This is a genomic window from Sphingobium sp. Ant17 (assembly GCF_000588875.1).
GTDB lineage: Bacteria > Pseudomonadota > Alphaproteobacteria > Sphingomonadales > Sphingomonadaceae > Sphingobium.
In genome coordinates, this window is sequence record NZ_JEMV01000010.1 from 13,459 (window position 1) to 40,416 (window position 26,958).

24 protein-coding genes and 3 pseudogenes are annotated in these 26,958 nt (G+C 64.3%); 6 read left to right on the top strand and 21 right to left on the bottom strand.

The window, feature by feature from the left end; all coding sequences use genetic code 11:
* Window positions 1–118: 118 nt before the first annotated feature.
* Entirely contained in the window at window positions 119–1,444 is a 1,326-nt protein-coding gene (locus BF95_RS06455; protein WP_043150216.1) for a spinster family MFS transporter, read from the bottom strand.
* Window positions 1,445–1,593: 149 nt separating this feature from the next.
* Between BF95_RS06455 and BF95_RS06460 the strand changes: the two genes are divergently transcribed.
* Window positions 1,594–1,866, top strand: coding sequence for a hypothetical protein (locus tag BF95_RS06460; RefSeq protein WP_043150217.1), 273 nt, complete (start codon window positions 1,594–1,596; stop codon window positions 1,864–1,866).
* Window positions 1,867–1,947: 81 nt separating this feature from the next.
* Here the strand turns inward: BF95_RS06460 and BF95_RS06465 are convergent, their stop codons facing one another.
* From BF95_RS06465 to BF95_RS06500, 9 genes are all read right to left on the bottom strand, one after another.
* Entirely contained in the window at window positions 1,948–3,078 is a 1,131-nt protein-coding gene (locus BF95_RS06465; protein WP_043150219.1) for a phosphotransferase family protein, read from the bottom strand.
* A 3-nt stretch (window positions 3,079–3,081) separates the two neighbouring features.
* The gene (locus BF95_RS06470) at window positions 3,082–3,825 is read right to left on the bottom strand and encodes a TIGR03857 family LLM class F420-dependent oxidoreductase (RefSeq protein WP_268747150.1); all 744 of its coding nucleotides are present in this window, start codon (window positions 3,823–3,825) and stop codon (window positions 3,082–3,084) included.
* Window positions 3,822–4,163 carry an LLM class flavin-dependent oxidoreductase gene (locus tag BF95_RS30300; RefSeq protein WP_268747151.1) on the bottom strand — a complete coding sequence of 114 codons (342 nt, stop codon included), beginning with the start codon at window positions 4,161–4,163 and terminating at the stop codon, window positions 3,822–3,824. The genes BF95_RS06470 and BF95_RS30300 overlap by 4 nt, the downstream gene beginning before the upstream one ends.
* Window positions 4,164–4,223: 60 nt before the next feature.
* Complete coding sequence (locus tag BF95_RS06475) at window positions 4,224–4,679, bottom strand: nuclear transport factor 2 family protein (RefSeq protein ID WP_043150221.1); 456 nt, start codon at window positions 4,677–4,679, stop codon at window positions 4,224–4,226.
* A gap of 11 nt (window positions 4,680–4,690) precedes the next feature.
* A complete protein-coding gene (locus tag BF95_RS06480; protein ID WP_051519877.1) occupies window positions 4,691–5,884 on the bottom strand; it encodes a DUF1214 domain-containing protein in 1,194 nt (397 codons plus the stop codon).
* 1 nt (window position 5,885) lies between these two features.
* On the bottom strand, window positions 5,886–6,656 hold the full coding sequence (locus BF95_RS06485) for a tyrosine-protein phosphatase (RefSeq protein ID WP_043150223.1): 771 nt from the start codon (window positions 6,654–6,656) through the stop codon (window positions 5,886–5,888).
* A complete protein-coding gene (locus tag BF95_RS06490; RefSeq protein ID WP_043150305.1) occupies window positions 6,653–7,171 on the bottom strand; it encodes a VOC family protein in 519 nt (172 codons plus the stop codon). Before BF95_RS06490 ends, BF95_RS06485 begins: the two co-directional genes overlap by 4 nt.
* A 64-nt stretch (window positions 7,172–7,235) precedes the next feature.
* Window positions 7,236–8,021 carry an SDR family NAD(P)-dependent oxidoreductase gene (locus BF95_RS06495; RefSeq protein WP_043150225.1) on the bottom strand — a complete coding sequence of 262 codons (786 nt, stop codon included), beginning with the start codon at window positions 8,019–8,021 and terminating at the stop codon, window positions 7,236–7,238.
* A gap of 127 nt (window positions 8,022–8,148) precedes the next feature.
* Window positions 8,149–9,012 (bottom strand): helix-turn-helix transcriptional regulator, encoded by an 864-nt coding sequence (locus BF95_RS06500; RefSeq protein WP_043150228.1) that lies wholly within the window; start codon window positions 9,010–9,012, stop codon window positions 8,149–8,151.
* Between the two features lie 134 nt (window positions 9,013–9,146).
* On the opposite strand from BF95_RS06500, the gene BF95_RS06505 reads away from it, so the two are divergent.
* Together BF95_RS06505 and BF95_RS06510 are read left to right on the top strand one after the other, a co-directional pair.
* Window positions 9,147–10,436, top strand: a complete 1,290-nt coding sequence (locus BF95_RS06505) for a sulfotransferase family protein (protein ID WP_043150230.1) — start codon at window positions 9,147–9,149, stop codon at window positions 10,434–10,436.
* A gap of 90 nt (window positions 10,437–10,526) precedes the next feature.
* Window positions 10,527–10,844, top strand: a complete 318-nt coding sequence (locus tag BF95_RS06510; protein WP_037479717.1) for a 2Fe-2S iron-sulfur cluster-binding protein — start codon at window positions 10,527–10,529, stop codon at window positions 10,842–10,844.
* Window positions 10,845–10,856: 12 nt separating this feature from the next.
* Here BF95_RS06510 and BF95_RS06515 read toward each other — a convergent pair whose 3' ends face one another.
* Entirely contained in the window at window positions 10,857–11,510 is a 654-nt protein-coding gene (locus BF95_RS06515) for a TetR/AcrR family transcriptional regulator (protein ID WP_235209595.1), read from the bottom strand.
* A gap of 78 nt (window positions 11,511–11,588) precedes the next feature.
* Here BF95_RS06515 and BF95_RS06520 point away from each other — a divergent pair, with 78 nt between their 5' ends.
* Genes BF95_RS06520 through BF95_RS06530 form a run of 3 tightly spaced genes read left to right on the top strand, consistent with a single transcriptional unit; the run spans window position 11,589 to window position 14,749 of the window.
* A complete protein-coding gene (locus tag BF95_RS06520) occupies window positions 11,589–12,527 on the top strand; it encodes a Rieske 2Fe-2S domain-containing protein (RefSeq protein ID WP_037479713.1) in 939 nt (312 codons plus the stop codon).
* 14 nt (window positions 12,528–12,541) lie between these two features.
* The gene (locus BF95_RS06525) at window positions 12,542–13,615 is read left to right on the top strand and encodes an aromatic ring-hydroxylating dioxygenase subunit alpha (RefSeq protein WP_037479711.1); all 1,074 of its coding nucleotides are present in this window, start codon (window positions 12,542–12,544) and stop codon (window positions 13,613–13,615) included.
* A gap of 60 nt (window positions 13,616–13,675) precedes the next feature.
* Entirely contained in the window at window positions 13,676–14,749 is a 1,074-nt protein-coding gene (locus BF95_RS06530) for an LLM class flavin-dependent oxidoreductase (protein ID WP_037480504.1), read from the top strand.
* Between the two features lie 4 nt (window positions 14,750–14,753).
* Here the strand turns inward: BF95_RS06530 and BF95_RS06535 are convergent.
* The 10 genes and pseudogenes from BF95_RS06535 to BF95_RS28810 form a co-directional block, all read right to left on the bottom strand.
* Window positions 14,754–16,408, bottom strand: a pseudogene (locus tag BF95_RS06535) (FAD-dependent oxidoreductase).
* A 35-nt stretch (window positions 16,409–16,443) separates the two neighbouring features.
* Window positions 16,444–16,623, bottom strand: coding sequence for a hypothetical protein (locus BF95_RS30610; protein ID WP_327195418.1), 180 nt, complete (start codon window positions 16,621–16,623; stop codon window positions 16,444–16,446).
* 23 nt (window positions 16,624–16,646) lie between these two features.
* Window positions 16,647–17,363 (bottom strand): TIGR03619 family F420-dependent LLM class oxidoreductase, encoded by a 717-nt coding sequence (locus BF95_RS06540; protein WP_327195420.1) that lies wholly within the window; start codon window positions 17,361–17,363, stop codon window positions 16,647–16,649.
* Between the two features lie 84 nt (window positions 17,364–17,447).
* A pseudogene (gene npdG, locus BF95_RS06545) lies at window positions 17,448–18,103 on the bottom strand (NADPH-dependent F420 reductase).
* Entirely contained in the window at window positions 18,100–18,930 is an 831-nt protein-coding gene (locus BF95_RS06550) for an SDR family NAD(P)-dependent oxidoreductase (RefSeq protein WP_037479703.1), read from the bottom strand. The pseudogene npdG and the gene BF95_RS06550 overlap by 4 nt, the downstream one beginning before the upstream one ends.
* Window positions 18,927–21,264, bottom strand: a pseudogene (gene cofH / locus BF95_RS06555) (5-amino-6-(D-ribitylamino)uracil--L-tyrosine 4-hydroxyphenyl transferase CofH). Before cofH ends, BF95_RS06550 begins: the two are co-directional and overlap by 4 nt.
* 71 nt (window positions 21,265–21,335) lie before the next feature.
* Entirely contained in the window at window positions 21,336–23,717 is a 2,382-nt protein-coding gene (locus tag BF95_RS06560) for a TonB-dependent receptor (RefSeq protein ID WP_043150233.1), read from the bottom strand.
* 177 nt (window positions 23,718–23,894) lie between these two features.
* Window positions 23,895–24,989, bottom strand: a complete 1,095-nt coding sequence (locus tag BF95_RS06565) for a CaiB/BaiF CoA transferase family protein (protein WP_043150235.1) — start codon at window positions 24,987–24,989, stop codon at window positions 23,895–23,897.
* The gene (locus tag BF95_RS06570) at window positions 24,989–25,918 is read right to left on the bottom strand and encodes a 3-keto-5-aminohexanoate cleavage protein (RefSeq protein WP_043150237.1); all 930 of its coding nucleotides are present in this window, start codon (window positions 25,916–25,918) and stop codon (window positions 24,989–24,991) included. Before BF95_RS06570 ends, BF95_RS06565 begins: the two co-directional genes overlap by 1 nt.
* Before the next feature lie 81 nt (window positions 25,919–25,999).
* Complete coding sequence (locus BF95_RS28810; protein ID WP_235209596.1) at window positions 26,000–26,857, bottom strand: LuxR C-terminal-related transcriptional regulator; 858 nt, start codon at window positions 26,855–26,857, stop codon at window positions 26,000–26,002.
* Window positions 26,858–26,958 lie beyond the last annotated feature (101 nt).

The window sequence follows — 26,958 nt, forward strand, 5'->3', positions numbered from 1 at the left end:
CCTTTCCGCCGCCTGTTCGCGGTCCTGTGGTCACAATGGCGGCAGCGTGGCATAGCCATGGCCCCCACGTCATCCCGATCATCGCGGCGTGGCCGAACATCGACAGCTTTGCGGCCCGTCACGACGCATTTGCCTCCCCCGGCAGGTCTTTGGTGGCGAGCATATAGTGGATCACCGCCAGCACCAGGACGGAGGCGGCGACCTGCATACTCAGTTGCAGGCCGTCCGCCGAGGCGGCAAGACAGGCGGGTGTGGGCCGCGCGGAGGCCGAGGCCAGGCAGTCGGCGGCATAATCGCCTGCATAGAGGAAAGCGGCGAGTCGGTCGCTGAGATAGCCCAGCACCACCGACCCCAGGCCTAGACCCGCGACCGTCTGGCCAAAGCTGTGCAGCGCGGCGGCCGAGGCGCGCATCCGCGGTTCGACCAGCGACTGGGTGATGGTCATGATCGCGGGAATGAAGGCGTAGAGCAATGTGGTGGCCAGGAACAGGAAGCCCACTAGCCAGCGCCAGTCGCTCTGGTGGATGGCCAGCAGATAGAGCGGCAGCGCAAGGCCCACTGCGATGGCGGGAGCCCAGCCGCCCCAGCGCATGTCGCGCCGGATCAGGCCGCCGATCAGATAACCTCCGCTGACCTGCCCTACCATCGTAGCCAGGCTGAAGGAAAGCGCGAAGACCATGCCCGCCTGCGCCAGGGGCAGGTCGTAGCGGCGCACCAGCAGGGGAATGAGGAACAGGTTGGTGCCGAACCCGACCATGCCGACAAAGCCGCTGCCGAAGGTCAGGTGCAGGAAGGCGGGGGAGCGCCCCAGCCGCCGCAGCACCGCGCCGAAAGGGGGAGTATCCGCCCGGTCGCCCGCATCGGTGCGGACGGGTTCGGGGATAGTCAGGAACAGCAAGAGCGCCAGCAGCAACCCCGGCGCGCCGACCGCCAGCAAGGCCAGCCGCCAGCCGAAATGCTGGGCAATGGCGCCGCCGCCGATCGCGGCGATGGCGCCGCCCAAGGGCACGCCAAGCGCGATCAGGGAAAAGACGACAGCGCGGCGCGCCGGATCGAAACGGTCGGAGATCATCGACACTAGCGCGGGGGTGAAGCCGGCCTCTCCCACGCCCACACCCATGCGGCAGAGCAGCAGCTGAAGATAGCTGCCCGCCGCGCCCGACAGCGCGGTCATGAAGGACCAGAGCACGGTCACGGCGGCGATGATGCGCACCCGGCTATAGCGTTCGGCCAGCCGCGCTAGCGGGATGCCGAGCGCGGCGTAGAAGAGCGAGAAGGCGAGGCCGCCGAGCATCCCCAATTGCAGGTCGCTGAGTTGCAGGTCGTGGCGAATCGCTTCGCCCACCACCGCGATGATCGTGCGATCGATGAAGTTGAACATGTAGATCGCGCCCAGCAGCAGCAGGAACCAGCGGTCGCGCGCGCCAAAACCGGTCTTCCCCATCCGCAGCCCCTTTTAGCCTCTTCTTCGGCTTTGCACCGGTAGCACGATACAGATAGAACAGATTCTTTTCTATGTGTATCAGTTTGCTCTTGAAACTAACCCGTCGCTGCGGCAACAGATCGGCATTATCGACAGAAGGATTTTTGCATATGAAGACGATCATCATCGCGATCGCGGCGCTGGGTTTGGCGACGCCTGCACTGGCCCAGGCCCCCGCGATCGACCGTAACGAAGCAATCTTTTCCGCCGAGGGCACCAAGATAGGCAAGGTCGAAAAAGTGGTGACAGGCGATGACGGCGCGGTAGCCGCCGTGCGCATCATCTATCGCGGCAAGTTCATCACTATTCCCGCCGCCACGCTGACCGCGACCGACAAGGGCGTCACCACCAGCCTTTCGAACGCCGACCTCAAGAAGCTCTGAACCTTTGTGGCGGGGGGGGGGCAGGCCATGGCCCCCGTCCCCCCGCTTATGGGCAGGCATGGGGGCCCCACGGAACCCGCGTCAGGCCGCCTTGTCTTCGAGCGGGACGAGATTTTGCATGAACGCGGCGAAGTCCGGGCCAAGCTCTGGAATGGGCAGGCCCAGCTTTTCGGCCAGATAGAGCGTCATGAAATTATCCTGCAGCGACCGGTTGGTGACAGGAATATTGCCGATGCCGACTTGCCGGTCGAACGCGCCGACCGCGACCAGCGCCATGCGCAGCGCGGCGACGATGTCGTAATAATCGAGATGCTGGGCCTTTTGCCCGGACGCGGCTTCCCAGATGGCGATCGTCTCGTCGCGGCTCGGCAGCCCCTCTAACCGGGTGACGCCGAAGCGGCGGCCGAACAGGTCGTCGAAATAGAGCCACCAAGCCAGATCCAGCTCCGCCGGTCCCAAAGCGGCGAGTTCCCAGTCGATCAGCGCGTTGACGCTGCCGTCGGACGCGAACATGACGTTGGACGGCGTTGGGTCGCCCCACAGCACATTGACGCCCGCGTCCGCAGGCATGTTCGCGCGGACATAGGCCATGGCGGCGTCGACGATCGGCATCGGCCGGCCGCGACCCGCCGCCCGGTGCCAGGCTTCGAGCGCTCCGACATATTGGTCGAGGCCGGGCGCGCCATTTTCGGGCTGGGCGAGAAATTCAAAGCCATCGCGCCAGTCGATCGTCGCCAGGGTGGCAAAGGCGGCGATGGCGTTGGTGAAGCTGGCGCGGCGCTGGTCGGGGGTCATGTCGACCAGCCAGCCGTCAAGATTATAATTGGGTTTCTGCTTTGCGCATTCGCCCTCCACCTTGCCCATGACCAGGAAGGGCAAGCCCAATATGTCGGGATCGAGATGCATACCGATCCATGGCGGCACGGGCACGTCGCCGCGCGCGTAGAGCGCCGCCATCATCTTGCCCTGTAGCGCCAGGCTGCTGCCGAACACGACTTCCAGGTCCATCGGCTGGCGACGCACCACCAAAGTCTGGTTCTGAGGCCCCGCCGGATCGACATAATCGACATCGACGAAGAAGATGTCGGCCGAAAAGCCCGCGCCCAGCGTCACGTCGAGCGGGCGGACGACGATGTCGCGCCAGTCGGGCTTTTCGCTGGCCAGCCAAAGTTGCAACTGGGTGGTGATGCGGTCGGGCGTCAGATAGTCCATCGCTTACAGCCCCTTTGCCGCCAGCGCGCGTTTCAGTTCGGTGGTGAGCGGCCCCATATCCTTGGGCGAGGCACCGTGGAGCAGGATTTCGTCCGCCCCTGCATCCAGAAAGTCCATCAACTGATCGGCGCATTGCGCCGCGGTGCCGACGGCGGCGCCCTCGTCCAGCCAATGTTGCGGGATCAGCTTGCTGACATCGACCAGTTCCTGGCGGGTATAGGCCTGGTCGGCGGGCTTGCCGTTCAGGCTGGCGATCTTGGGATGGGCGCGGATCTGGTCCAGCACGCCCTTGTCCCAGCCGTTGATATCGACGATCAGGTCGCCGAAACCGGGCAGTTCGAAATAGGTGATGGCGCGGCCGCCGACGACGGCCTCCTCCTCATCCTTGGGCAGGTCGGGAGCGACGATGATATTGTGATAGATGCGCACCGCCATGGGATCACGCCCCGCCTTTTCGGCGGCATCGCGCACGATCTTCGTGCTGTTCTTCACCCCCTGCGCCGACACGAAGGGATGCAGCAGCACGCCGTCGCAATGTTCGCCGGCAAATTCCAGGCTCTTGGGACCGATGGCGGTGAAGATGATCGGCGGCGGGGTGCCGCCATGGCGATCGGTCAGGCTGATCGCGGGGAATTTGCCCAGCACGCCTTCATAATCGACCTTCTCCCCTGCCCACAGGCGGCGGCAGATGGAAATGAGGTCGGCCAGCCGTTCCATCGTGATCGGCGGCGATCCCAGCATCTTCATATAGGCCGGGACGCGCGCGCAAACATCAGGCGGAACCGGTCGCCGCTCAACGCCTGCATCAGGTCGGCGACGCTGGCGGTGACGAGCGGGTGCCGCATCGTCGCGTACATGGTGCCGGTAATGCGGATCTTCGACGTCGCCTGCGACACCGCACCCGCAAGGACGGCGGGTTCCTTGAGCGCATAGCGTTCGGAAATCCACACGCAGCCCAGGCCGATACGTTCGGCCTCCTGCGCTTCCTCGATACCCCGGCGCGGATCGCTGACCCGTCCAGGCAGGATATAGGTGCCGAACTTGTCGAACAGCGCCTGCGCGCCGGGTTCCATTGCTGCCGTCATATCCTGTCCTCTCAAATCTATAGGGAGAGGATTGCCCGGCGGTCGACGCTGCGCAACCTGTCAAAGGACAGGCGCGGGATGCACTTCGACAGTGAGGCGGGTGAGTTTGAGGAAGGCGATCTTCCATGCGCCGTCCACCCGCACATAGCGTTCGGTATAATGGCCAAAGCCGGTGATCGACTGCCCGCCGGGGATCGGGCACTTGCCCGGCGCCCAGACCACCCGGTCCTGCATGGCGGTGACGACATCGGCGCTGTCGCCTTGCAGGGTGATTTCGGACGAATGGACCTGATGCGCGGTTTGCGCGTCGATGACGGCGGATCGGACCTGCTCAAGGATCGCGGCATGGCTAGTGATTGACGGGTTTCCGGTATCTTCATGCACGTCCATCACCGCGTCGGGCGTGAACAGGGCGATGAAGCCGTCCCAATCCTTGGTATCGAGCAGGCGGCAATAGCGCGCCTTCACCTGGCGGATTGCCTCATAGTCCAGCAACATGGCCAGTGCGTCGCTCATGATCGTTCCCCCTACCAGATGACGCGCATATGGGCGCGCAATGTGCGTTCGCGGATGGCGGCGTCGCGTGCTTCCGGCGTCACCAGCAGCGTGTCGGCGGGCAGATGGCTGCGCACCTCGGCCAGCTTGACCTTGCGCATCGTCGGCGTGGGTCGGGCGTCGCTGTTGAACCAGCGGCCCTGGATCGCGCCGCTGGCATAGCCGGCCGTATCGAGCCAGTTGTGGACGCCGGGATCGCGCGCGGCAATGACCGCGCGGAACACGCCGTCGCCATCGACCACCGCCTGGGCGTCGTTCAGGCTGGACTGGTTATGATACCAGTCGGTCGTTTCATAGAGGTCATTGGTCAGGATCAGCGACCAATAGGCGACATCGGCCGGGATCGGCACTTCGGTAATCAGCGCTTCATCTTCGGCCAGATCATAGGCGCCCTCATAATAGGATTGGCGGGCCAAGCCGGTCATCTGCGAGAAGTCCACGACTTTCAGCGTGTTGATGAGGCCTTCGTCGCGCAGCTTCTGCACCTTGTCGGGGAAGGCCAGCGCGCAGACCGCCGCCGTTTTCGGTATCTCGGCAAAGCGATGCGCCAGTTGCGCCAGCTTCGGGCGGCCCTTGGCCGCTTTGTCCGCGTCCAGCCGGACGATGCCCAGGCGCGGTTCGCGCTCAACGCCCCAGTCGCAACCTACGATGCGGATCATCAGCTTTTCGGTGTCGGGTCTCAGTTCCCACCAGTCGCCACTGTGCCCGGCGGGGCAGGTCGGCGCGAGGATGACGTCGAACGCGCCGTCCGGGCCGATCGTCAGATCGTCGAAATCATTGGCGTCCTGCGCGGGGTGATGCTGGCCGGTGCGGAGCGTGTCGGGGCCAAGTTGCGCCAGGATCAGCATCCGCACGGTGCCGCGATCGCCCCGGATGCGGTAGGTGCCGCCCTTCTCGATCAACGCCGCCTTGTAGATGGTGTCGGCATTGGGCTGAAAGATATTCTGGCAGATGTTGAGTTCGGGCACGAAGATCGGATGGCTGCGATCGTGCAGGATCGCGTCGTTGGTGGTGCGCAAAACGCCCGACAGCAGCAGGCGCATCGCTTCCTGCATCACCTGCGGGTCATCATGCAGCCGCGCCGGGATGCGATTGCGCATCTGCTGGCCCAGCGGGCGCAGCTGGTCGAGCAACTGTTCCCATTCATAAATGGCTCTGTCCGTCATCTCATTCTCCGCCAGTAACGAGAGTCTGCCGTAGCGCGTCGCGTCGGGCGGCATCGACGCCTGCCGCGTGAAAATAGCCTTCGATGTCGCCCCATTGCGACGCCACGACGTCCAGCGCGCGGCTCAGGAAATCGGCGTGGACGCCGATCAGCACCGCGACCATGTCGTCAGGAGGCACGAAGCCGAACGTCTTTTCCAGATCGCCCTTCAAATGGCCTGACATCACCAGATTCTGGCCGAAGACGTCGGACTTACGATAGTCCGCCGCGATCACGTCGCGCGGGACGCCGAGCAGATCAAGGATCAGGGCGATGACGACGCCCGTGCGGTCCTTGCCCGCGGTGCAATGAACCAGCATCGGCGTTTCGCCGGCTAGCAACGCGTCGACCATCGGCGCGACGTGGGGCAGGAACGCCTGGGGCATCAGGCCGTAATTGTGGGTCATCACCGCGATGGCGCGCGCCTCCGTTGGGTCGCGCGCCAACGTCATCCACATATCCTCCCCCTGCGCGCGCAGGTCGGTGTTCATGTCGAGATCAAGGATGCGGCAATCGGCCCCGCACCAGTCATGGGGCGCCTTTTCGCGTTCCATGTCGGAGCGCAGGTCGGCGACGGTGCGAATGCCCAGGTCGGCCAGTTCGGCATGATGGTCGGTAAGGAAACTGGCCGGGCCTTCGGACCGGTACAAGATGCCGGATCGCACCTGCCCGCCATCGCGGGTCGGCAGTCCGCCGATGTCGCGGAAGTTGAGGCGGGACAGGGCAAGGGTCATGACGGGCTTTCCAATGGAGGGTAGGCGGGAACGATGCCGCGCATCTGGGCCAGCAGGTCCGGCGACATCCAGACATGTTCGACATAATGGCCCAGCGTCGCGCGCTCGTCAGTATAGATGTAGCGCAGCATGTCGCCGATCGCGCCTTCGAACATGACGGGATGCGCCGCCAGGTCGAGCGAGGCGACATGCGCGTCCCAGTTGGCGATCGGCCCATCAATCCGGCTGGCGATATGGTGGAAGCGGATGGCCAGATCGTCGCCGCCGGGCAGGACGTCGCTGAACAGCGGCGCGGTGTCGCCGACCGGTTCGATCAACTCCACCTCCACGCCGCCGACCAGCGCCAGCGCGATCTTTAGCACCGGCTTGCCCGCCGGGTCTTCGCCCGGCTGGATGTTGGACATTTCGAAAAAGCCCGGCGTGCCATATTCGGCGGTCAGCCGCGCCATGGCGGCGGCCAGATCGTTGGTCACATAGGCGATCTGGCTATGATGGCTGTTGGGCCGGGCAAACATGCGCTTCTCCTGTAGGATGTGCCCGATCAGCCGCATTGCGGCCGGCCCGGCACCTGCCGGACGATCAGTTGGCGAACAGCTTGCCGCCGTCGATGACCAGCGTGTCGCCGGTGTGATAAGCGGCCATGTCGCTGGCGAGATAGACGACGGCGCCCTCCAGATCGGCGGGCTTGCCGGCGCGGCCGAGTGGTGCTTTGGCGGCTACCATATCCGAGAGCATTTGGCCGATAGCCGGGTCAGCGAACGTCATTTCGGTTTCGATGAAGCCCGGCGCGATGACGTTGCAGCGCACTCCGATCGGACCCAGTTCGGCGGCCAGCGCCTTCGCCAGAGAATTAAGGGCGCCCTTGGCGATACCGTAGTGGGCCATGGTAGGTACGCCCTGAAAGATAGACCCGCTGCCGCAGATGATGAGTGACCCGCCCGGATCACCGGCCTCCGCCCTTACCTTCATATGCCGAGCGGTTTCCCGCAGCGCAAAGACTGCACCATCGAGATTGACGTCGATCAGTTTGCGATATGTTCCTACGTCCATGTCCGTGAAGGCAATCTGGGTGGCGATACCCGCATTGGCGACCAATGTATCGACCCGGCCCATTGCGTCGAGGGCGCGAGCAAAACCAGCCACGATTGCTGGTTCGCTGGCCACATCGACGCTGTCGGCAAACACTCGGACGCCATATTGACGCAGCGCATGCGTTGCTTCTTCATTTCGATCCGCGCGACGACCCCACAGGATTATGTCGCTACCTGCACGGGCCAGCCCCCTGGCATAGCCGAACCCTAGTCCCGAATTGGCACCAGTGATCAGTGCCACTTTGCCGCTCAGGTCGAACAGATTTTCCGGCATGGCGTGTCTCCTGATAGCCGCCCGTCATGAGGCAGCGCTTTAGCGTAACAGTGTTGTGGAAATCACTCGGCGACAAGCATGCGGACTTTCGCAGTCACGCCAAAGGCATCGTGAAAACGCCTTGCTCTCAATATAGCATCGCTTTCCGAAACTGCCGGGGGGTGATCCCGGTAGCTCTACGAAAAGCAGACGAAAAAGCTGCTGCGCTATCGAATCCACACTCCCAGGCAACAACCTTAATTGCTGGCCCCACTTGGCGCAGCAACTGTCTGGCCCGATTGATCTTGCGATCGGTGACATAATGGGTGAGTGTCTGACCGGTGGCGGCGCGGAACTGGCGGAAGAAATGGCGGTTGGACAGGCCGCAGTCGGCCGCCAGTTCCGCCACCGACGGGGGCTTGCCCGGCTGTTCGATGCGATCGGCGATCCGCCGCAGTTGCACGCGGGACAGGCCGGTGCGCGAGCCGTCTTCCTTCACTGACAGGCGCAGATAGCGTTGCAGATCGACCCAGGCCTGCACCCATATCGCCTGCGCCAGCATGTCGCTGCAAAAGCCGGGAGCCGCGATTTCGCACGCGATCCGTTGCAGCGCGTGGCGCACCAGCGGACTGCGTACGTCGAGCGACGCCTGCAACGCCGCGTCCGACAAGGGGAGGTCGTCGCCGTCGAATGCTGCGCCGTCGAAGCCGCAGCAGATCGACGTCTGTTCCCCCGCCCCCCAGGCGGTGTGCAGCGGGGTGCCCGCCGGGATGTAGAGGATGTCGCCCAGGGCGCTGCTGGGCGCTTCATAGCCGCCGCAGGGCTGGCCGGGACGCGGCGACAACGCCAGATCGAGAAAGCTGCGGGGCGAGGAGAAGACGCCCGCCTGCGCCCCGCGAAAGCGGTAATGATGCAGTTCCAGGACGACGCCAGGCAAGGCGATCCGTCCGTTGACCGTGCAATCCATGGCCGACGTGACGGGCAGGTCATAGACTTGGGAAGCAGCGTCCATCCATCATCTCCACTTGAGCCTGGCCCGACCCTTTGGCGCGATGGCGTAGCAATTGGCGCAGCGGCGATAGCCCCGCACCTTGCCGACGACAGGGTCGGCACGATTAGATGCGCCAACAAAGACAGGAGAGCGACATGGGCAGTCCCGCGCACGAAGTGGCCGCGCGCCGCAACATCATCGACATCACCGACCTGCATCATCCGGTCCTGACCGACATACAGAAGCAGGTGGTGGCGGGTGCCGAGGCGGCGGCGGACCAGATCGTCTTCCAGCCCGCGTTCATATTGGGCGCGGCGCAGGCGCAGACCGGGCTGGCGGATTTCGGCGCGGCGGATTTTCGCGAAAGGCTGGCGGTGTGGTGCCAGGCGATCGACGAGGATGCCAACGCGTCCGCCGTCACCCGCGCCAACCTGTTCCAGATGATGATCCGCTACGCCGCGACGCGGTTGCGGATCGAGGATATCGTCAAGCTGCACCCGGAGATAATGGACATCCCGATCGAGCGGCCGATCATCGTCGCGGGCCTGCCGCGATCGGGCACGACGCACCTGCTGGGGCTGTTGTCGGCCGATCGTCGCTTGCGATCACTGCCCTGGTGGGAGGCGATTGCACCGGTGCCTGCGCCTGAAGAGATGCCTACGACTGACGACGCCAATCCGCGTTGGACCAAGGCGGAACAGGGATGGCGCATGATGGAGAGCATATTGCCGCACATGGCGATCATGCATGAATTTTCGCCCGACCATATCAGCGAGGATATCGAGCTGCAGGCGCCTAATTTCTCCTCCTACCTGATCGAATGGCTGGCGATGGTGCCGCGCTGGCGCGACTATTATTTGAGCCATGACCAGTCGGGCACCTATGCCTATCTGAAGAAGGCGTTGCAGGTGCTGACATTCCTGAACGGCCCCAATCGCTGGGTCATCAAATGCCCGCAGCATATGGAGCAATTGCCCACGCTGTATAAGACCTTCCCTGACGCGACCTTCGTGATCACCCATCGCGATCCGGTGGGGTCGATCCGGTCGCAACTGACCATGTACAGCTATGCCGCGCGGATATTTCGCAAGTCCGTGGATATACAGGAGCCGCTCGGCTATTGGCCCGATCGTTATGAAAAGCTGCTGCGCGCCTGCGTGCGGGACCGCGACATATTGCCGCCGGAGCAGACGATCGACGTCTATTTCCACGATTGGATAAAAAATCCCGATCCGATCCTGAAGGAAATTTACCGCATCGCCGACATCCCCCTGACCGATGAGGCGCTGGCCGACCTGCATCTCTATCTGGTCGAGCATGGCGAGCAGACGAGGGGCAAGATCGTCTATGACCTGGAACGCGATTTCCATGTCACCGCCGAAGAGTTGCGGCGGCCCTTCACCTTCTATTTCGATCGGTTTCCGGTTGCGATCGAAGTGAAATAGAGCGCGTCCCGCCCTGTCTTCCGGCAGGCAGGGCGGCGTGTCCGTGTGCATAAAGCTGGTCGACCATTCCGATTCCAGACGAGGAATATCATGCCCGAACTGAACGTCATCACCCGCGACGGCACCTGCAAGACGATCGATGCGCCCGCCGACATTTCTGTGATGGAAGCCATCCGCGATGCCGGCTTCGACGAATTGCTGGCGCTGTGTGGCGGCTGCTGTTCGTGCGCGACCTGCCATGTCTATGTCGACCCCGCGGTCGCCGCGAGCCTGCCGCCGGTCACGGACGATGAAAGCGACCTGCTCGACGGATCGTCGCATCGCAACGACCTTTCGCGCCTGTCGTGCCAGATCATGTTGACGCAGGCCCTGTCGGGCATGACCGTCACGATCGCGCCCGAAGATTGACGGCAGCGCGGGTCAGGCGACGGGCGGCAGCAGCGCGGCGAGCAGGAAACCGGCCAGCCGGTCGGCCTGCGCGGCGGCATGGGCGTCATCGACTTCGCCCCCTGCCCCCAGCCGCTGTTGCATCGGCACGGCGGAGAAGTAGAAGCCCACCCCCTGTACCAGCAATGCCATCAGCGCGGGGGTGGACAGATCGTGCACCGGCCGTTGCCGCCGCACCGCGTCCAGCAGATCGTCCAGTCGCCGCTGGAACGGCAGCACGAAATGTTCGACGATATGGTCGAGCCGCCAGGTCGAGCGGCATCCTTCGACATTGGTGAGCGAGACGATGTCGCCATTGCGGGTCGCCCAGAGGCAGAAGCGCTGGATCAGGTGGCGCAGGCGGACTTCGGCGTCTGCGGGTTCGTCGAACGCGGCTTCGACGAAGGGCGATGCCTGCGCCATGCGCCAATCGACTGCGCGGACCCACAAATCCTCCTTCCGCCCGAAGCGGACGTTGAGCAGATTATGGCTGACGCCCAGCCGCTTGGACAGGTCGCGCAGCGTCGTCCCTTCATAGCCGCGTTCGGCGAAGGTCGCGAAGGCAAGCCCAAGCAACTGGTCCTCATCCAAGGCCTGGACGGCATTGAGGGCGGGGCGGCCACGGGCGCGCTGGGGTCGATCGAGCATCTGCTGATCCATAGTGAAAAGACGTTGACATATAAATTGTCATACGTCAATTTAATCGCAGGAGTAAGGATAACCGCTATGAGTCTCGATACCGATCTTTGGTGGGCCGTCGCCCGGTCTGAGGAAGTCACGTCCAAAAAGCCGCTGTCGGTGGACATTGGCGACCAGCCGGTGGTGCTGTGGCGCGACCATCAGGGCATTGCCCGCGCGCTGGAGGATCGCTGTCCCCACCGCCGCGCGCCGCTGTCGCTGGGCTGTATCCGCGACAACGGGCTGATCCAGTGCGGCTATCATGGCTGGAGCTATGATGGCGAGACGGGGCGGCTGAAAGAGATCCCAAACATGAAGGATCAACAGAAATTTCCGCCGCTTTACAAGGCCAATGCCTTCGGCGTCAGCGAACAGGCCGGCTTCGTGCGCGTCTGCCTGAACCCCAAGGCAGAGGCGCCACTGAGCGCTGACCCTAAATATGGCTATATCGGCACGGTCAACGTCAGTTGCGGCCATCAGGAATATCTCGATGCCCTGTATGACGATCCCGCGCTGATCCTGGCGATCCGGGGCGTGCGGTTCAGCCCCTATATCATGTCCGAACTGCATGAAGAGGGCGAAATGCTGGTGATGGAGCGCAGTTGCCAATGGCACCCGCTGCATTGGCCATCGCATTTCGTCGCCGAATTTCCGCTGACGCTGCTGACCCGCACCCATCCGCTGACCGGCGAGACGCGTCTGACGCTGCGCGACGACGCCTTCAACGACCTGCTCCATGCCGTGCTGTCCCCCGTCCCTGCAGCGCGCGGCGTGACCGCCGTGCGCTGGCGCGCGGAACTGGGCGTGCGTCGGCCGGGGCTGCGTGGCGCGATGCTGCGCGGGATCAATCCGCTGACCGTCCTGTCGTCCATCGACGGATCGAAGCTGCGGACCACCAAGCCGACCGTATCGCTGCATGGCGAGGATTTGCGCAACGCCCTGCTCGACGCGCCGCAGGACACCCACGACCAGACCGTAGCGGCCTGAAGGAGGATTTGACCATGTTAGACATCGCCGATCACCCCGCATCCCATGACGACAATAGCGCGCCGCCATCCGGTGGCAGCCCGATCGCCATGAATGTCGTCAACCGCTGGGTTCCGCACAATATCGTGATGCGCGACAGCTGGTTCCCGGTCGCCCACGACTATTCGGTGACGGGCAAGCCGGTGCGCCGTGCCGTCTATTCCAACCCGATTTTCCTGTGGCGCGACAATGGCGTGGTCGTGGCCAGCGAGTTCCACCCCAATGAGCGCGTGGTGCGTGACAAGAGCGACTATACCGACGCACGTGGCCACTATCCGGTGATGGAACATTATGGGGTGGTCTGGATCTGGCTGGGCAATCCGCTGGCGGCCGATCCGCGCCATTTGCCCAGCCTGCCCTTCCTGCCGCCCAAGGGTGGCCTGCCCCGGCACATGACGGCGACGGTGCGCTTCGAAAGCGCCGCGCCGATCAGCCTCGAGAATCTGATCGACCTGACCCATGCCGATTTCCTGCACGCCGACGTCGTGGGCGACGAACGGTCGGACAGCGAGACGATCGAGACCTATTATGACAGCGAGACCGTCACCATGGTCCGCACCTGCGTCAATAAATCGGTCGCGCCCGTGATGAAATTCTTCAGCGGCATCAAGCAGCCGACCCAGAATGTGCGGCAGGTGATCCGCATCTATCTGCGGTCGCATTGCGCGATCGCCTATGGCCGGTTCAGCCCCGGCGACGACGTGCCGCTGTTCCACCCCTGCACCCCTGAAACGCGGGATCGTACGCGGATGGAAATGGTCATGAACACCAGCAATGCCGGGCGCATGTTCAGCTATGTCATGCCCAAGGCGGGCTACAAGGTGTCGCGGCAGGACAGCTATATGACCTCCCCGCAAAGCCCGCGTTACATGCGCCATACCGACCGCAAGGATTTGCACAGCAAGTTCGACCAGGCCGGGCAGCGTTATCGCATGGCGATGATGGAACTGGCCGATCGCCAGGCAAAGGGCGACTTCGCCTATCGCGATAATGTGAGCGCCGATTGCAGCGACATCATCGGCCTGCGCAAGGAACTGTTCCAGTTCTGATCTCCCCCTCCCCCTGAAGGGCGGACCACTATGGTCCGCCCGGTTTTTTCGGGATGCTTCATGCCAAAGCTCGTCAACGCCGTCGGCGGCGAACGCCGCTGGTGGGGGGTCATGCCGACCCTGCCCGCCCCCATGATGGGCGGGATCGGCCAGAAGATGGAGCAGGTCGGCTTCGAGGGTTGCTTTTCGCTCCAGATTTACGGCCCGCCCTTCGTGCCGATGGCGGCGACGGCTGCGCTGACCAGCAGCCTGAAGGTGGGCACCGGCGTCGCGATCGCGGGCACGCGCAGCCCGGTCGAAACCGCCTATGCGGCGATGGACGTGGACCGGATTTCGGGCGGGCGCTTCGTGCTGGGGCTGGGGTCCAGCATCAAGAGTTGTGTCACCGGCATGTATGGCGAACCGGAACGCAAATTGCTGACCCATTTGCGCGAGAGCGTGAAGGTGATCCGCTATGTCATTGCCAACGCGCATACCGGGCTGGACCCGATCGAGGGCGAGTACTTCACCGCCGATTTTGGCGAGATGATGCTGACGGCGCCGCCAGTTCGTGTGGAAATCCCGATCTGGATCGCTGCGTTGCAGGACAAGATGACCGCGCTGGCGCTGGAGGTTGGCGACGGGCTGATGGTCCATGCGCTCTGGTCGGCGGCCTATGCGCGCAGCAAGCTGCCCTTCATCGAAGCGACGCTGGCCAAATATGGCCGCGCGCGCAGCGACATAGAGATTAACGCCTGGCCTTGGATCGCGGTCAACGACGACAAGCAGAAGGCGATCGACGACAGCCGCGCGACGGTGGCCGCCTATTCGGGCTATAAGGAATATGAGCCGTTCTTCGAAGCGATCGGCTTTGGCGACCAGGCGCGGGCCTGCCAACTGAGCCTGGGCGAACATGGCGACATCGCCAAGGTGATCGGCAATGTGTCCGATGATATGGTAGAGGCGTTCGTGACCTGCGGCCCGGTGGACGAGGTGCTGGAGAAGATCGAGCCCTTCTGGGACGTGGTGGATTCGCTCTGCCCGATGACGCCCTATCGCCACCTGACGATGGCGCAGATGACCGACTATAATGCGGGTCTGTACGCACTGGTCGCCACCGCGAAGGCGCGGGCCGGGGTCAGCGAACCCGCCTGAACGGTCAGACGGGCACCAGCGCTTCCGCCATCGCCTGCCCCGCAATATAGCCCGTCACCATCGCCGGACCAACATTGCAGCCATGGGCGGGCGACTTGCCGCGCCAGATGGAATTGGCGTCCAGCCCCGCGGCATAGAGGCCCGCGACCGGCGCACCACCGGTGCCGATGACCCGACAATGCGCGTCGATCTTCAAGCCCACCGTGGTCGATCCGTCGCCCGGATGGATCTTGATCGCGTAGAAAGGCGCCTTTTCGACGCGGCCGAGGCAGGGGTTGGGTTTGTGCTTCGGGTCGCCGATCTCGATGTCGATCTGGGTATCGCCCTTGCCGAAATCGGGGTCTCTGCCGGTTTCGGCGTAACGATTCATCTTGGCCACGGTCGCGAGCAGGCCGTCGCCATCGACGCCGATCTTGTCGGCGAGTGCCCGCAGAGTCGGCGCTTCGATCACATAGCCAGCCGCGATCAGCTTTTTCAGCCCGCCGCCGCCGGGCAGCACCATGCCCATGCCGTAGGTCTTGACGCAATGGGCGTCGCCGATGATATGGGCGGGCACCGTACCGGTGGCGTGCATCGCCTCAACGAAATGCACCGACGCTTCGTTGCCGAACCGCTCGCCCTTCCCGTTGACGGCGATGCAGCCGGGTTTCGACATGTCGATCAGATGCGCGTAGCGGGCGACATAGCCGTCGGGCCGGGTCATGGTGGATACCACGGCCCAAACGGCGTTGACCAGATTGTCGCCGTCCAGCGATGCGCCAGCCTCCAGACCCATATTCATGCCGTCGCCGGTATTTTCGTAGGGGAGGATAGAGACATGGTCCTCCGCATAAGGGATATAGGCTTTGCGCAATTGCTCGCTGGCGGAAAAGCCGCCCGCCGCCAGCAGCACGCCGACGTTGGCGGCGATATCCTCGCCACCCACGCGCACGCCGGTCACGCGGCCGTCGGCGACCAGCAGGCGATCGACCGCCGCGTACTTGCGCAGGGTTATGCCCGCGTCGAGCGCGGACCGCAGCAGCCGCGCGACAAGGGCGTTGCCCATCGTCAGACGGGTGCCACGCGGGTAGCGGCGCAGCTTGTCCGCGCCGAATTTCGCGGCAAGCTTGCCGAAGTGGAACAGGGATTTGGGCGAAGGCATCTCCGCCAAATAGGGCAGATCGAACAGGTCGATCATGAAGCCGCCGGGTGCGTTGAATTCCTCGCGCGCGGGGCGCAGGTCGGCGAAATGCGCGCCGAGCTTCTTGCCGTCATATTCCTGGGGCGACAGCAGGCGGCCATGGTCGGCGGACCCGGCGATGTCGGGATACCAGTCGCTGCTGGGCGGCGAGAGGAGGAAGCGGACGGCGCTGTTGTTTTCCAGCCAGGCGACCATGGCGGCGCGGCGTCAAGATAGGCGTCGATCAGCGCCGGGTCGGCGCTTGGCCCGATGACGTCCAGCACATATTGGCGCGCGACCGCGGCGCTGTCATCGACCCCGGCGGCCTGCGCCTGCGGACTGCCCGGCACCCAGATGCCGCCCCCCGATATAGCGGTGGTGCCGCCGAAATGCGCGGCCTTTTCCAGCACCAGCACCGACAGGCCTGCCGCAGCGGCCCGCAGCGCCGCCGTCAAGCCCGCCGCGCCCGATCCGACGACGACCACATCATATTGGGTCATGATCTACTCCGATTCACTATGCGGGTGGGCAATGCTCACACCCTGGGCATGATTTCTTCGGCTACCCAGTGCAGGCGCTCAATATATTCGGTCAGGCCCGTCATGCCCGGTGGCAGCGGCACGATCGTTTCGTTGACGCCCAAATCCTTCAGCCAGCCGATCTGGTCGATGATTTTCTGCGCATTGCGGGTGCCGGGCGCGCGGGGATCATCCATAATTTCGTGATGGGCGCCGACATTTAGCATTTCCAGCGCGAAGAACAGGTCGATCGGGCGACCGTCATAGGTCGCTGCGCGCGGATAAGGTCGAGACATGCGGGGAATTTTTCGGGCGGGGTGCGGAAGGGCGACCAGCCGTCGCCGAATTTCGCGACGCGCTTGAGCACCGGTTCCGCGTCACCGCCGAACCAGATCGGCAGGCGCGGCTGCTGCACCGGCTTGGGCGCGAAGCCGACATTCTTGAAGGAGACAAATTCCCCTTCGAACGTCGGCGTGTCGGACGTCCATAGTTCGATGATTGCGGCGACATATTCGTCCGCCATGCGCCCGCGATTGTGGAAATCGACGCCCAGCATGTCGAATTCCTCCTTCAGCCAGCCGACGCCGAACAGCGCGGTCGCGCGGCCGCCGCTCAGCCAGTCGAGCGTGGACCAGGCCTTGGCCTGTACGATCGGGCTTTGCAGCGGCAGGATGGAGACGGACGAGCTGACCCGCATTTTCGATGTCCGCCCGGCGAGGAAAGCGAGCGCCACCGTGCCATGGACATAATGGTCGCCAGACAGGGCGATATGTTCCTGCGGGATGATGAAATGTTCGCCCAACATGCATTTGTTGAAGCCCAGATCGTCAGCGACCTTAAGCGCGCGACCGATATCGTCGCCGGTCAGCGCATGTTCCCATGGCTGGGTCATCGCCGCCACATGCATCGAATTGGGCACGCCGATGTTGAGCTTCATTCCTCTATCCCCTGTATCGTTTATGCCCGGCAGGATGGCGCGCCCGGTGGCCGGGTCGCACCTTCCGCCCGGAAGGGGTTGCGCTCAATCCGTCGGCGGGATCAGGTCGCCGGTGATGCGGATGCCCGCGCCGTCAACCTTGTAGGTCTTGTTGAGGAAGATGAGGATCGAGGTCAGGGCTTCGGCCGCCGCCGAATTGCACAGCGCGCCACCGTGCAGGCCGCGCAGGCCCATCGCGTCGGCCAACGCGACGACCTGGCCCCGCGCCGCCTTGTCATCGCCGAACACCAGCACGTCGCAGCCGACATCGACATCCTTGGCCAGCTTGTGCGCGGCGACATTGTGGAAGGCAGACACGACAGTCATCCCTTCGCCCAGCGCGGCCTGCGCGCGGAGCGCGGCCGATCCCTCGGCGGGGAGTTGCACGCGCATCACCTTGGGCGGGACCAGCGGGACGGTGGTGTCCACCACGATCTTGCCCGCGACATGGGGCGCGATGTCGCGCAGCGTCGCGTCCTGCGCCGCGAAGGGCACGGTGACGATGACGATGTCCGCGCCGGCCGCCGCGTCGATATTGGTGGCGCCGGAGAGGCCGTGGCCGAGTTCCGCCGCGTCTTTTGCGCGCCGTCCGCGCTGCGCGATCCGATAACGACGGGATAGCCCGCACGGGCGAGGCGCCAGGCGATCGCCGCGCCCAGATTGCCGGTGCCGCCGACGACGGCGATGGATGGAAAGTTCATGCGCTGGTTCCTGATTGCATGGCAGCGAAGCGCATCATGTCCGCATAGACCGCCGAATGGGATGTAAAGCCGCCATCGGCGACGATCGATGCGCCCGTAACATAACGGGCCTGGTCGGACGCGAGGAAGGCGACGACTTCGGCGATATCCTCCGGCCGGCCCAGATAATCGACCAGATTATGTTCGGTCATCAGCTTCTGGGCCTCTGGCGGCATATTGTCGTCCAGCGCCTCTGTCATCACCAGGCCGACCACGACCACGTTGGAGCGGATGCCCTGCTTGCCATATTGGGTGGCGATATATTTGGAGAGGCCCAGCATCCCTGCCTTGGTCGTGCCATAGGCAGGATAGTCGACATCGCCCGCCAGCCCCTTGCCGGAACCTGTGAAGACGATCGACCCGCCGCCTGCCGACAGCAGATGGGGGATGGCGTGCTTGGCGCACAGCATCGACCCGCGCAGGTTGGTGGCAAAAGTGCGATCCCAGAAGGCGACGTCCATGTCGGCGATCAGCGCGTCTTCGTGCATCAGGCCGGTCTGGGCGGCGTTGCTGTGGAGGATATGGAGGCCGCCGAAATGATCGACCACCTTGGTTATGCCCGCCGCGATCGAGGCTTCCTCCATCACGTCCATGGCGACGGCGAGCGCCTGCCCGCCCTGCGCCGTGATTTCGTCGACCACATGGGACAGGCGCGATTCGGTGCGGCCGGTGATCGCGACCTTCGCGCCGCGCTGCGCCATCATCAGCGCGGTGGCGCGGCCGATGCCGCTGCCGCCGCCGGTGATGATCGCGACCTTGTCCTTCAGAGGGTGCAAGAGATCGGTCATAGGGACTCCGTGATGTGGGTTTGCCGGGGCGATACCGGATCATAAAGGGTAGTGCGCTGGCGGACGGGACGTCCGACCGATGCGGCGAGCGCACGCATTTGCGTGGGGCCAAATTCCTGGCCGTTAACGCCACCCGCCGCGCGGGTGATCGATTCGTCCATGAGCGTGCCGCCCATGTCGTTGGCGCCCGCGTTCAGGATTGCCGCCGCCCCCTCCGGTCCCATCTTGACCCAGGACACCTGGATATTGGGGATCAGCGGATGCAGGACGATGCGGGCGATGGCGTGCATCAGCACCGCCTCGCGATAGCTTGGTCCCGACCGGGCCAGCCCCTTGCGCCAGATCGGCGCTTCCATATGGACGAAGGGCAAGGGGACAAATTCGGTGAAGCCGCCGGTCTGTTCCTGCAAGGCGCGGATGCGCAGCAGGTGGCGCGCCCAGTGGCGATAGCCTCGACATGGCCGAACATGATCGTCGCGGTGCTGCGCAGGCCGATGCCATGGGCCACGCGCATCACTTCGATCCATTCGTCTGCGCTGACCTTGTCCGGGCATATCAGCGCGCGGATTTCGGGGTCGAGTATCTCGGCCGCGGTGCCGGGCAAGGTGGAGAGGCCCGCCGCCTTCAACTGCGCCAGATAATCCTCCAGCGGCAGGCCCAGCGTATGCGCGCCATGGGTAACTTCCAGCGGGGAGAAAGCGTGGATATGGATGTCCGGCGCGGCTTTGCGCACGGCCTTCAGAACGGAGAGATAGGTGTTGCCGTCATAGTCGGGATGGATGCCCCCTTGCAGGCAGACTTCGGTGGCGCCGCGATCCCATGCTTCGGCCGCGCGCCGTCCAACCTCGGCATAGTCGAGCCGGTAGGCGGGGCCGCGCATCGCCTTCGTACTGCCCTTCGAAAAGGCGCAGAAGCCGCATTTGTAGAGGCAGATATTGGTGTAGTTGATGTTGCGATTGACGGCATAGGTCAGCGTGTCGCCGATAGTCTCCTGCCGCAGCCGGTCGGCCTGGGCGACGATGGCAGCAAGGTCGTGGCCATCGGCATCGAACAGGGTGACGATGTCACGCTCGCTCAGGCGCGCACCAGCTTCGGCGTGGCGCAGGAGCGCCTGCACCGATGCCGATGCCTGGCCGACATCGCCGCCGATCAGCGCGGGCGCGTCGTCGCCATGCCCGGCGGCCCAATCGTCGGGCTTGGGCAGGCCGCGTCCGTCGATCGCGCGCAGGATAAGGGTTGCGACCGCAGGCGCGGCCCAATCCTGCGCCGCCAGCGCGTAACGTGGCCCGATGGCAAGGCGTTGGGAAAGCGTGCGGCCAGCGGCGCGGGTGGCCTGCGCCAATGTCTCCAGATGGGGCCATGGGGCTTCGGGGTTCACATGGTCGGGCGTCACCGGCGACACCCCGCCCCAGTCGTTTACCCCGGCCCGGATCAGCGGAGCAAGATCGACTTGGTCGTGGAGGTTGGGCGGCGCCTGGATCGTCATGTCCGGTCCCAGGATCAGCCGCGCGGCGGCGATCGTCCAGAGATGATCGTCGAGCGCCGGTTCGGCATGTTCGGCCATCCGCGTGCCCGGCTTGGCCCGGAAATTCTGGATGATGACTTCCTGAATATGGCCATATTGGCGATGCAGGTCGCGGATGGCGACCAGCGCGTCGACCTGTTCGTCGCGGGTTTCGCCGATGCCGATCAGCAGCCCGGTGGTGAAAGGCACTTTGGTGCGGCCCGCCTCCGCGATCGTGGCCAGACGACGCGCAGGCTGCTTGTCGGGCGAGCCGAAATGCGGGCCGCCACGCGCGCACAGCCGATCTGCGCTGCTTTCCAGCATGATGCCCATCGACGCGGCATGGGGGCGCAGCAGGGCATAGTCGGCCGCGTCCATCAGGCCGGGGTTGAGGTGGGGCAACAGGCCGGTTTCGCGCAGGACCAGTTCCGCCATTTCGGCGAGGTAGGAAAGCGTGGAATCATGGCCCAGCCGGGCCAGCGCGTCGCGCGCCGCGGCATAGCGGTCCTCGGGCCGGTCGCCCAGGGTGAACAGCGCCTCCCGGCACCCGGCCTCAGCGCCCGCGCGCGCGATCGCCAGGACTTCTTCGCGGCTGAGATAGGCGTCGACCGCCGGCGCGGTGTGGTGGCAAAGGTGCAGTAATGGCAGACGTCGCGGCATAATTTGGTGAGCGGAATGAACACTTTGCGCGAATAGGTGACGCGGGCGCCATGCCCCTCCAGCGTCAGCGCTTCCGCCTGCGTCATCATCGCGGCCAGCGTGCTGGCGCGCAGCAGGGCCGCAATCTCGCCAGCGGCCGCGTCCATGCGATGCAGATCGTCCAAAGTCACATCCTACTCCGCAGTTATCCCGGCCCGAGGCGCAGGCGGGGCAGATGCTATCTGCCCCGCCTGCCTTCTCATCAGAAGCTGTATTTCGCGCTGACGCCCCAGGTCCGTGGCTCCCCGGCATAGACCGAGCTGAGCGGGAAGGAGGACAGCAATACGCTGGACGCCGAGAAATATTCTTCCTTGAAGACATTCTTCACGAACACGCCCAGATCCAGGCCCGTGCCGCCAATGCCGCGCCAGTCGAGGCGGGCGTTGACCAGCTTGTAGCCGGGCAGCTTTTCGCCGTTCTGGCCACCGAAATCATCGGTCATGAACAGGTCCGAGTTGAAGGCGAGATCGCCGTCGGCCGGCTTGATCGGCAGGATCCAGCTCACGCTCGCCGTGCCGGAGAATTTGGGCGAGTAGGTGTTGATTTGCGCCTTGCCCAGCGTGACCGAGGCGGGCAGCCCGTTCGGTACGTTGACGCTTTCCACCTTCACGTCGGTATAGGCGGCGTTGAAGGACACGGTGAAGTTGCGGGTGGGGCTGATCGAGGCTTCCAGTTCCACGCCCCATATCCGCAGGTTGGCGACATTGGCCGCCAGCGATCCGTTGGTCGGCGAATCCGGCGTGCCATTGGGGATGATGGTCTGCGTGTTGAGGAATTGCAGCGCGTTTTTATACTTGCTGTAATAGGCCGCGATGTTCAATCGGCCGCGTGCCTCCCCCACATGATAGTCATATTTCGACCCCAGTTCGACGTCGGTGATCCGCTCCTCGCCGGTCTTCTGGAAGGCGCGCAGGTCGGGGCAGACGCCGCCGGTTGCGACGCAGGACGGATCGACGCCGCCGGTGGTGAAGGGCGTTTCGAACAGCGGGGTGTTGATGTTCACGCCGCGATAGCCGCGCCGCGACGAAATGTAGAGCAGCCAGTCGGGCGTCGCCTTGTAATCCAGGCCGATGGTCCAGCTCGGCTCCTCCCCCTTGTTGGAGACGGTGCCGACGCCATCGGCCAAGCCAAGCGCTGCCGTGGCCAGGCAGGTATCCTCATCGACGTAGCTGGTGCCGATCGTGCCGCCGCAGGCCGATACCTTGTCCCAGCTGTAACGCGCGCCGAGGTTCAGTTTCAGCTTATCCGTGATTTCATAACCGATCTGGCCATAGACCGCGAAATTCTTGTTGCGGACATGCGCGCTAACCGCAGGCGCTGGCACTCCACCGACCGAGAAGGCCGTGAATTGCGATCCGGTGGGACCGGCGGACTTGTCGTTATTGTAGAAGACGCCGGTGATGAAGTTGAACGACCCGAAATCGCCCAGCAACTGGGTTTCGTTGGTCAGATACTGGCGATCCAGCACCGACGCGGCGTGGAACAGGGTGAAGGGCACAGCAGCGGGGAGTGGCGCGGGCAGGCCGGTGGGGATCGACAGATTTTGCAGCGCGCCGGTGTTGATCAGCTGATTGCTGAAATTCTTGCGGAAACCGAAGATGTTGCGCAGCGTCAGGTCGCCAAAGCTGAACGAGGTGTCGTTGGTGATCGACGTCATCTTGCGCGACGAACGGCCGCCATTGATGCCGCCGTCGAACGAACCGCGCCGGTTGGCGCGCTGCGTTTCGAGCGCCTGCTGTGCCTGCGGGTCCAGCACGCCGAGGCCGAAGGCGGCGAGCGAGAAATTCTGGCGCAGCAGATAGAGGCCACCGGCCAGTTCGTCGCTCTTGAAATATTCGTAGATGGTGGTGCTTTTCAGACCCTCGACCGGCTCCAGCAGCAAGGACAGGCGAAAGGCATCCTGCTTTATATTGTCAAAGCCCGGCCCGCCGTCAAAGGCGATCGTGCGGGGATCCTGCCGCCGGACCTGGCCGGCCGCGCGGAACGCTACCTTGTCGGCAACGATGGGGACGTTGATCGCACCTTCCAGTTCGCGATAGTCGAAGCTGCCATATGTGCCCTCGACATAGCCTTCAAATTCATAGGAGGGGCGCTGGCTGCCGATGACCACGGCGCCGCCCAGCGTGTTGCGACCGAACAAGGTGCCCTGCGGCCCTTTGAGCACCTGGATGCTGCCAATGTCGTAGGTCGGCACGTTCGAGCCGACGGCAGGCAGCGGGGTGTCGTTCAGGTAGATGACCACGCCTGGCGTGACTTCGCCCAACGGCAACTGGCCGATGCCGCGCAGGGTGAGCGCGACATTGTCCTTGCCGCCTTCGGACGAGAAGGTGAAGCCCGGTGCGATCGTCTTGACGTCGCTGACCGTCTGGACGGTGCTGCGCTCCAGCGAGGCGGCCGAGAAGGCGGAGATGGAGACGGACACGTCCTGCAACCGTTCTTCGCGACGGCGGGCGGTGACGACGATGTCGCCGCTGCTGGAACTTTCAGCCTGGGGCGCCACGCTGGTCGCGTCCTGCGCCCAGAGCGGGGTCGCCAAGGTCGCACCGGTCGACAGCAACGCCAGTTTCAAAATGCCGAATTTCATTCTCTCTCTCCCTTGGCCGATCTGGATCGCCTATTCTTTTCGCAGGCATCGTCCTTACCGGCGCATAGAGGCGGTCATAGCCGCCATTCTCCACCTACCTTCCGGCAGGAATCGTTGCACAGATGGAAACTAATCTGTCTATCGTGGTAATTATGCCGCAGGCTTTTGGCGTGGCGATCAGGACCATTGGCGGATGATGTCCGCCACGTCCGCGCTGGCGGCTTCGGTGATGGCGCCTTCCGTGAGATCCAGCCTGGGCGCGGGCGCGGGGTGGGCGATGCCGTCCCGCTGGACAAAGGTTCCGCGCGCCTGATTATGCGGATGCCCCGGCGCTTCGGCCATCGCCAGAACCGGGGTGACGCACGCATCGGTATGCGCGAAATGATCGGCCCATGCGTCGCGCGTCCTGGTCGCGAAGGCGGCGGTAAAATCGGCCTGCATCATGGGCCAGGCCGCGCGGTCGTTCTGGTCGTAGCGACGATCAGACAGGCCCAGCCCATCGACCATCTGGGCAAAGAATTTGGGTTCCAGGCAGCCGACCGCGACGTGGCGACCATCCGCGCACATATAGCAGCGATAGAAAGGCGCGGCCCCGTCCAGCAGGTTGGAGGCGGGCGCATCGGTCCATAGCCCCTTGGGCTGCCAGGCGTAGAAAAGGCTCATCAGCGACGCGACGCCGTCGGTGATGCAGGCGTCGACAACCTGCCCCCGTCCCGTTCGTTGCGCCGACAACAGGGCGCTCAATAGGCCGAAGATCAGGAACATGGCGCCGCCGCCATAATCGCCCACCAGATTGAGCGGCACTGAGGGGGGCTGCCCCGGTTCGCCCATCGCGTGCAGCGCGCCGGTGATCGAGAGATAGTTGATGTCATGCCCGGCGCGCATCGCCAGCGGACCGGATTGGCCCCACCCGGTCATGCGGCCGAACACCAGGCGCGGATTGCGCGCCAGACAGATGTCCGGGCCGATGCCCAGCCGCTCCATCACACCAGGGCGATAGCCCTCTATCAGGCCGTCCGCCCGATCAATCAGGTCGAGCAGCTGGGCGCGGTCATCATCGCGCTTGAGGTCGAGATGGATCACCGTCCGGCTGCGGTGGAGAATGTCGCCGCCGACATCGTCCCAGTCGCCCGCGCCCGCCGATGGTGGTCGCGCGACGCGGATGATCTCCGCCCCCATATCCGCCAACAGCATCGCCGCCAGCGGCACCGGGCCGATAGCGTCGATCTCGACGATGCGGATACCGGCCAGCGGCCCCGATAGCTTGGTCATCAGATGTTGGTCCGGTCCGCGCCCTTGAGGTCCAGAATAGCGCGAGCCTCATCCGGCGTAGCCACTTCCAGCCCCATACCCTCGATGATCTGGCGCGCGGTCGCGACCTGTTCGGCGTTGGTCTGCGCCAGGCGGCCGGGGCCGCCCCAGAGCGAATCCTCCAGCCCCACCCGCACATTGCCGCCCATCGACGCGGCCATGGCGACGATACTCATCTGACGCGCGCCTGCGCCTAGCACCGACCATTGATATTGATCGCCGAACAGTCGGTCGGCGGTGCGTTTCATATGCATGATGTCGTCGGGATGGCTGCCGATGCCGCCCAATATGCCAAAGCAGGTCTGGATGAACAAAGGCACCTTCACCAGCCCGCGATCGAGGAAATATTTTAGGTTATATAGGTGGCTGGTGTCGTAACATTCAAATTCGAAGCGGGTGCCGAGCGGCGACAGGGTGGCCAGCAGATATTCGATATCCGCATAGGTGTTCTTGAACACCAGGTCGCGCGATGCCTCCAGCGCGGCCGGTTCCCAGGCATGTTTGAAGTCCTTAAACCGGTCCAGCATCGGGAACAGGCCAAAGCCCATCGTCCCCATGTTCAGGCTGGCGACTTCGGGTGCGAAGGTCTGGGCCGGGCGCATCCGTTCCTGCACGGTCATGGAGGGATGACCGCCGGTGGTCAGGTTCAGCACCGCGTCGCTGCGCTGCCTGATGACCTTCAGGAAGGGCATGAACAGATCGGGATTCTGGTCGGGTCGCCCGTCGACGGGATTGCGGGCGTGCAGGTGGATGATCGCCGCGCCCGCTTCCGCCGCGCCGATCGCCGACTCTGCGATCTCCTCTGCCGTGATCGGCAGATAGGGCGACATGGACGGGGTATGGATGGCGCCGGTGATGGCGCAGCTGATGATCACTTTACGTTTGGCCATGATGGTTCCTTTCGCCCGGCTGGGCGATGGCAGGCGCGTGAGGACGCGCAATCTATCCTTGGGTAGGCGGAAGCGGGAGCGTCAGGGCAGTATGCCAAGCTGGCGCGCGCGCAACACCGCCTGCGGCCGCCGCCGAACGCCCAGCTTGTCGTAGATCTGCTGCATATACCATTTGACCGTGCCTTCGGTCAGGCCAAGCCGGTCGCCGATTTCGCGGTTGCGCAGGCCCCCGCTCACCATCATCAAGATATCGACTTCCCGGTTGGCAAGGCGACCAGTCAGGCCGAAATCATCGTCATCCTCCTCGTCGCTTTCGATCTGCGGGCCGCTGCGCATCAGCGACACCAGCCGCACGGCGAAGCGGTCGGCCGGGGTTTCCAGTTCCGGCCCCTGTGCATAGGCTTCGGTCAGCAGCGAGGCGATGACTTCGCCTTCATCGACGAAGGTGCGGACCCAGCCCGCCGGTTCGGCCATTTCGACCGCGGTCCGCACGGCGCGACGAGCTTCGGACCGATTGCCCTGTAACACGGCGATTTCCGCCAGCAACAGTTCGAACGTCACGGCTGAGCGGACGGCCCCGGCGCGACGGACGAATTCCAGCCAGCGATGCGCAACCTTGCGCGCGCGGCTGAGCCGATGGCGCTGCATCTCGATCCGTAGCCAAGCGATGGCGATGCTTTCGTTGCGGCGCGTGGGATGCAGCGTGGGGATCGGTTCGCCGTCCAGTTGCGAATCGCCCGCGGCAAAATGCCGTTCGGCTTCCTCGATCTGGCCGGCCTTGATGAGCAGGCGGACCTCTTCCGCCACGATGAAGGCGCGCATCCGGTCCAGCCCACATTCGATCGCGACCAGATGCGCGTCGTTGAGCGTCGACAGCGCGCCCGGCAGATCGCCGCGCGCGGCGCGCAGCCGGGCGTTGACGATGTAGCCCGACGCCATCTGGTCCGCGAATCCCCATTGCCGCACCACGGCAGGTGGCGTTCGACCAGCGCCGCCGCGCCATCCAGATCGCCCGCGTCATAAAGGAGTTCCGCCAGTGG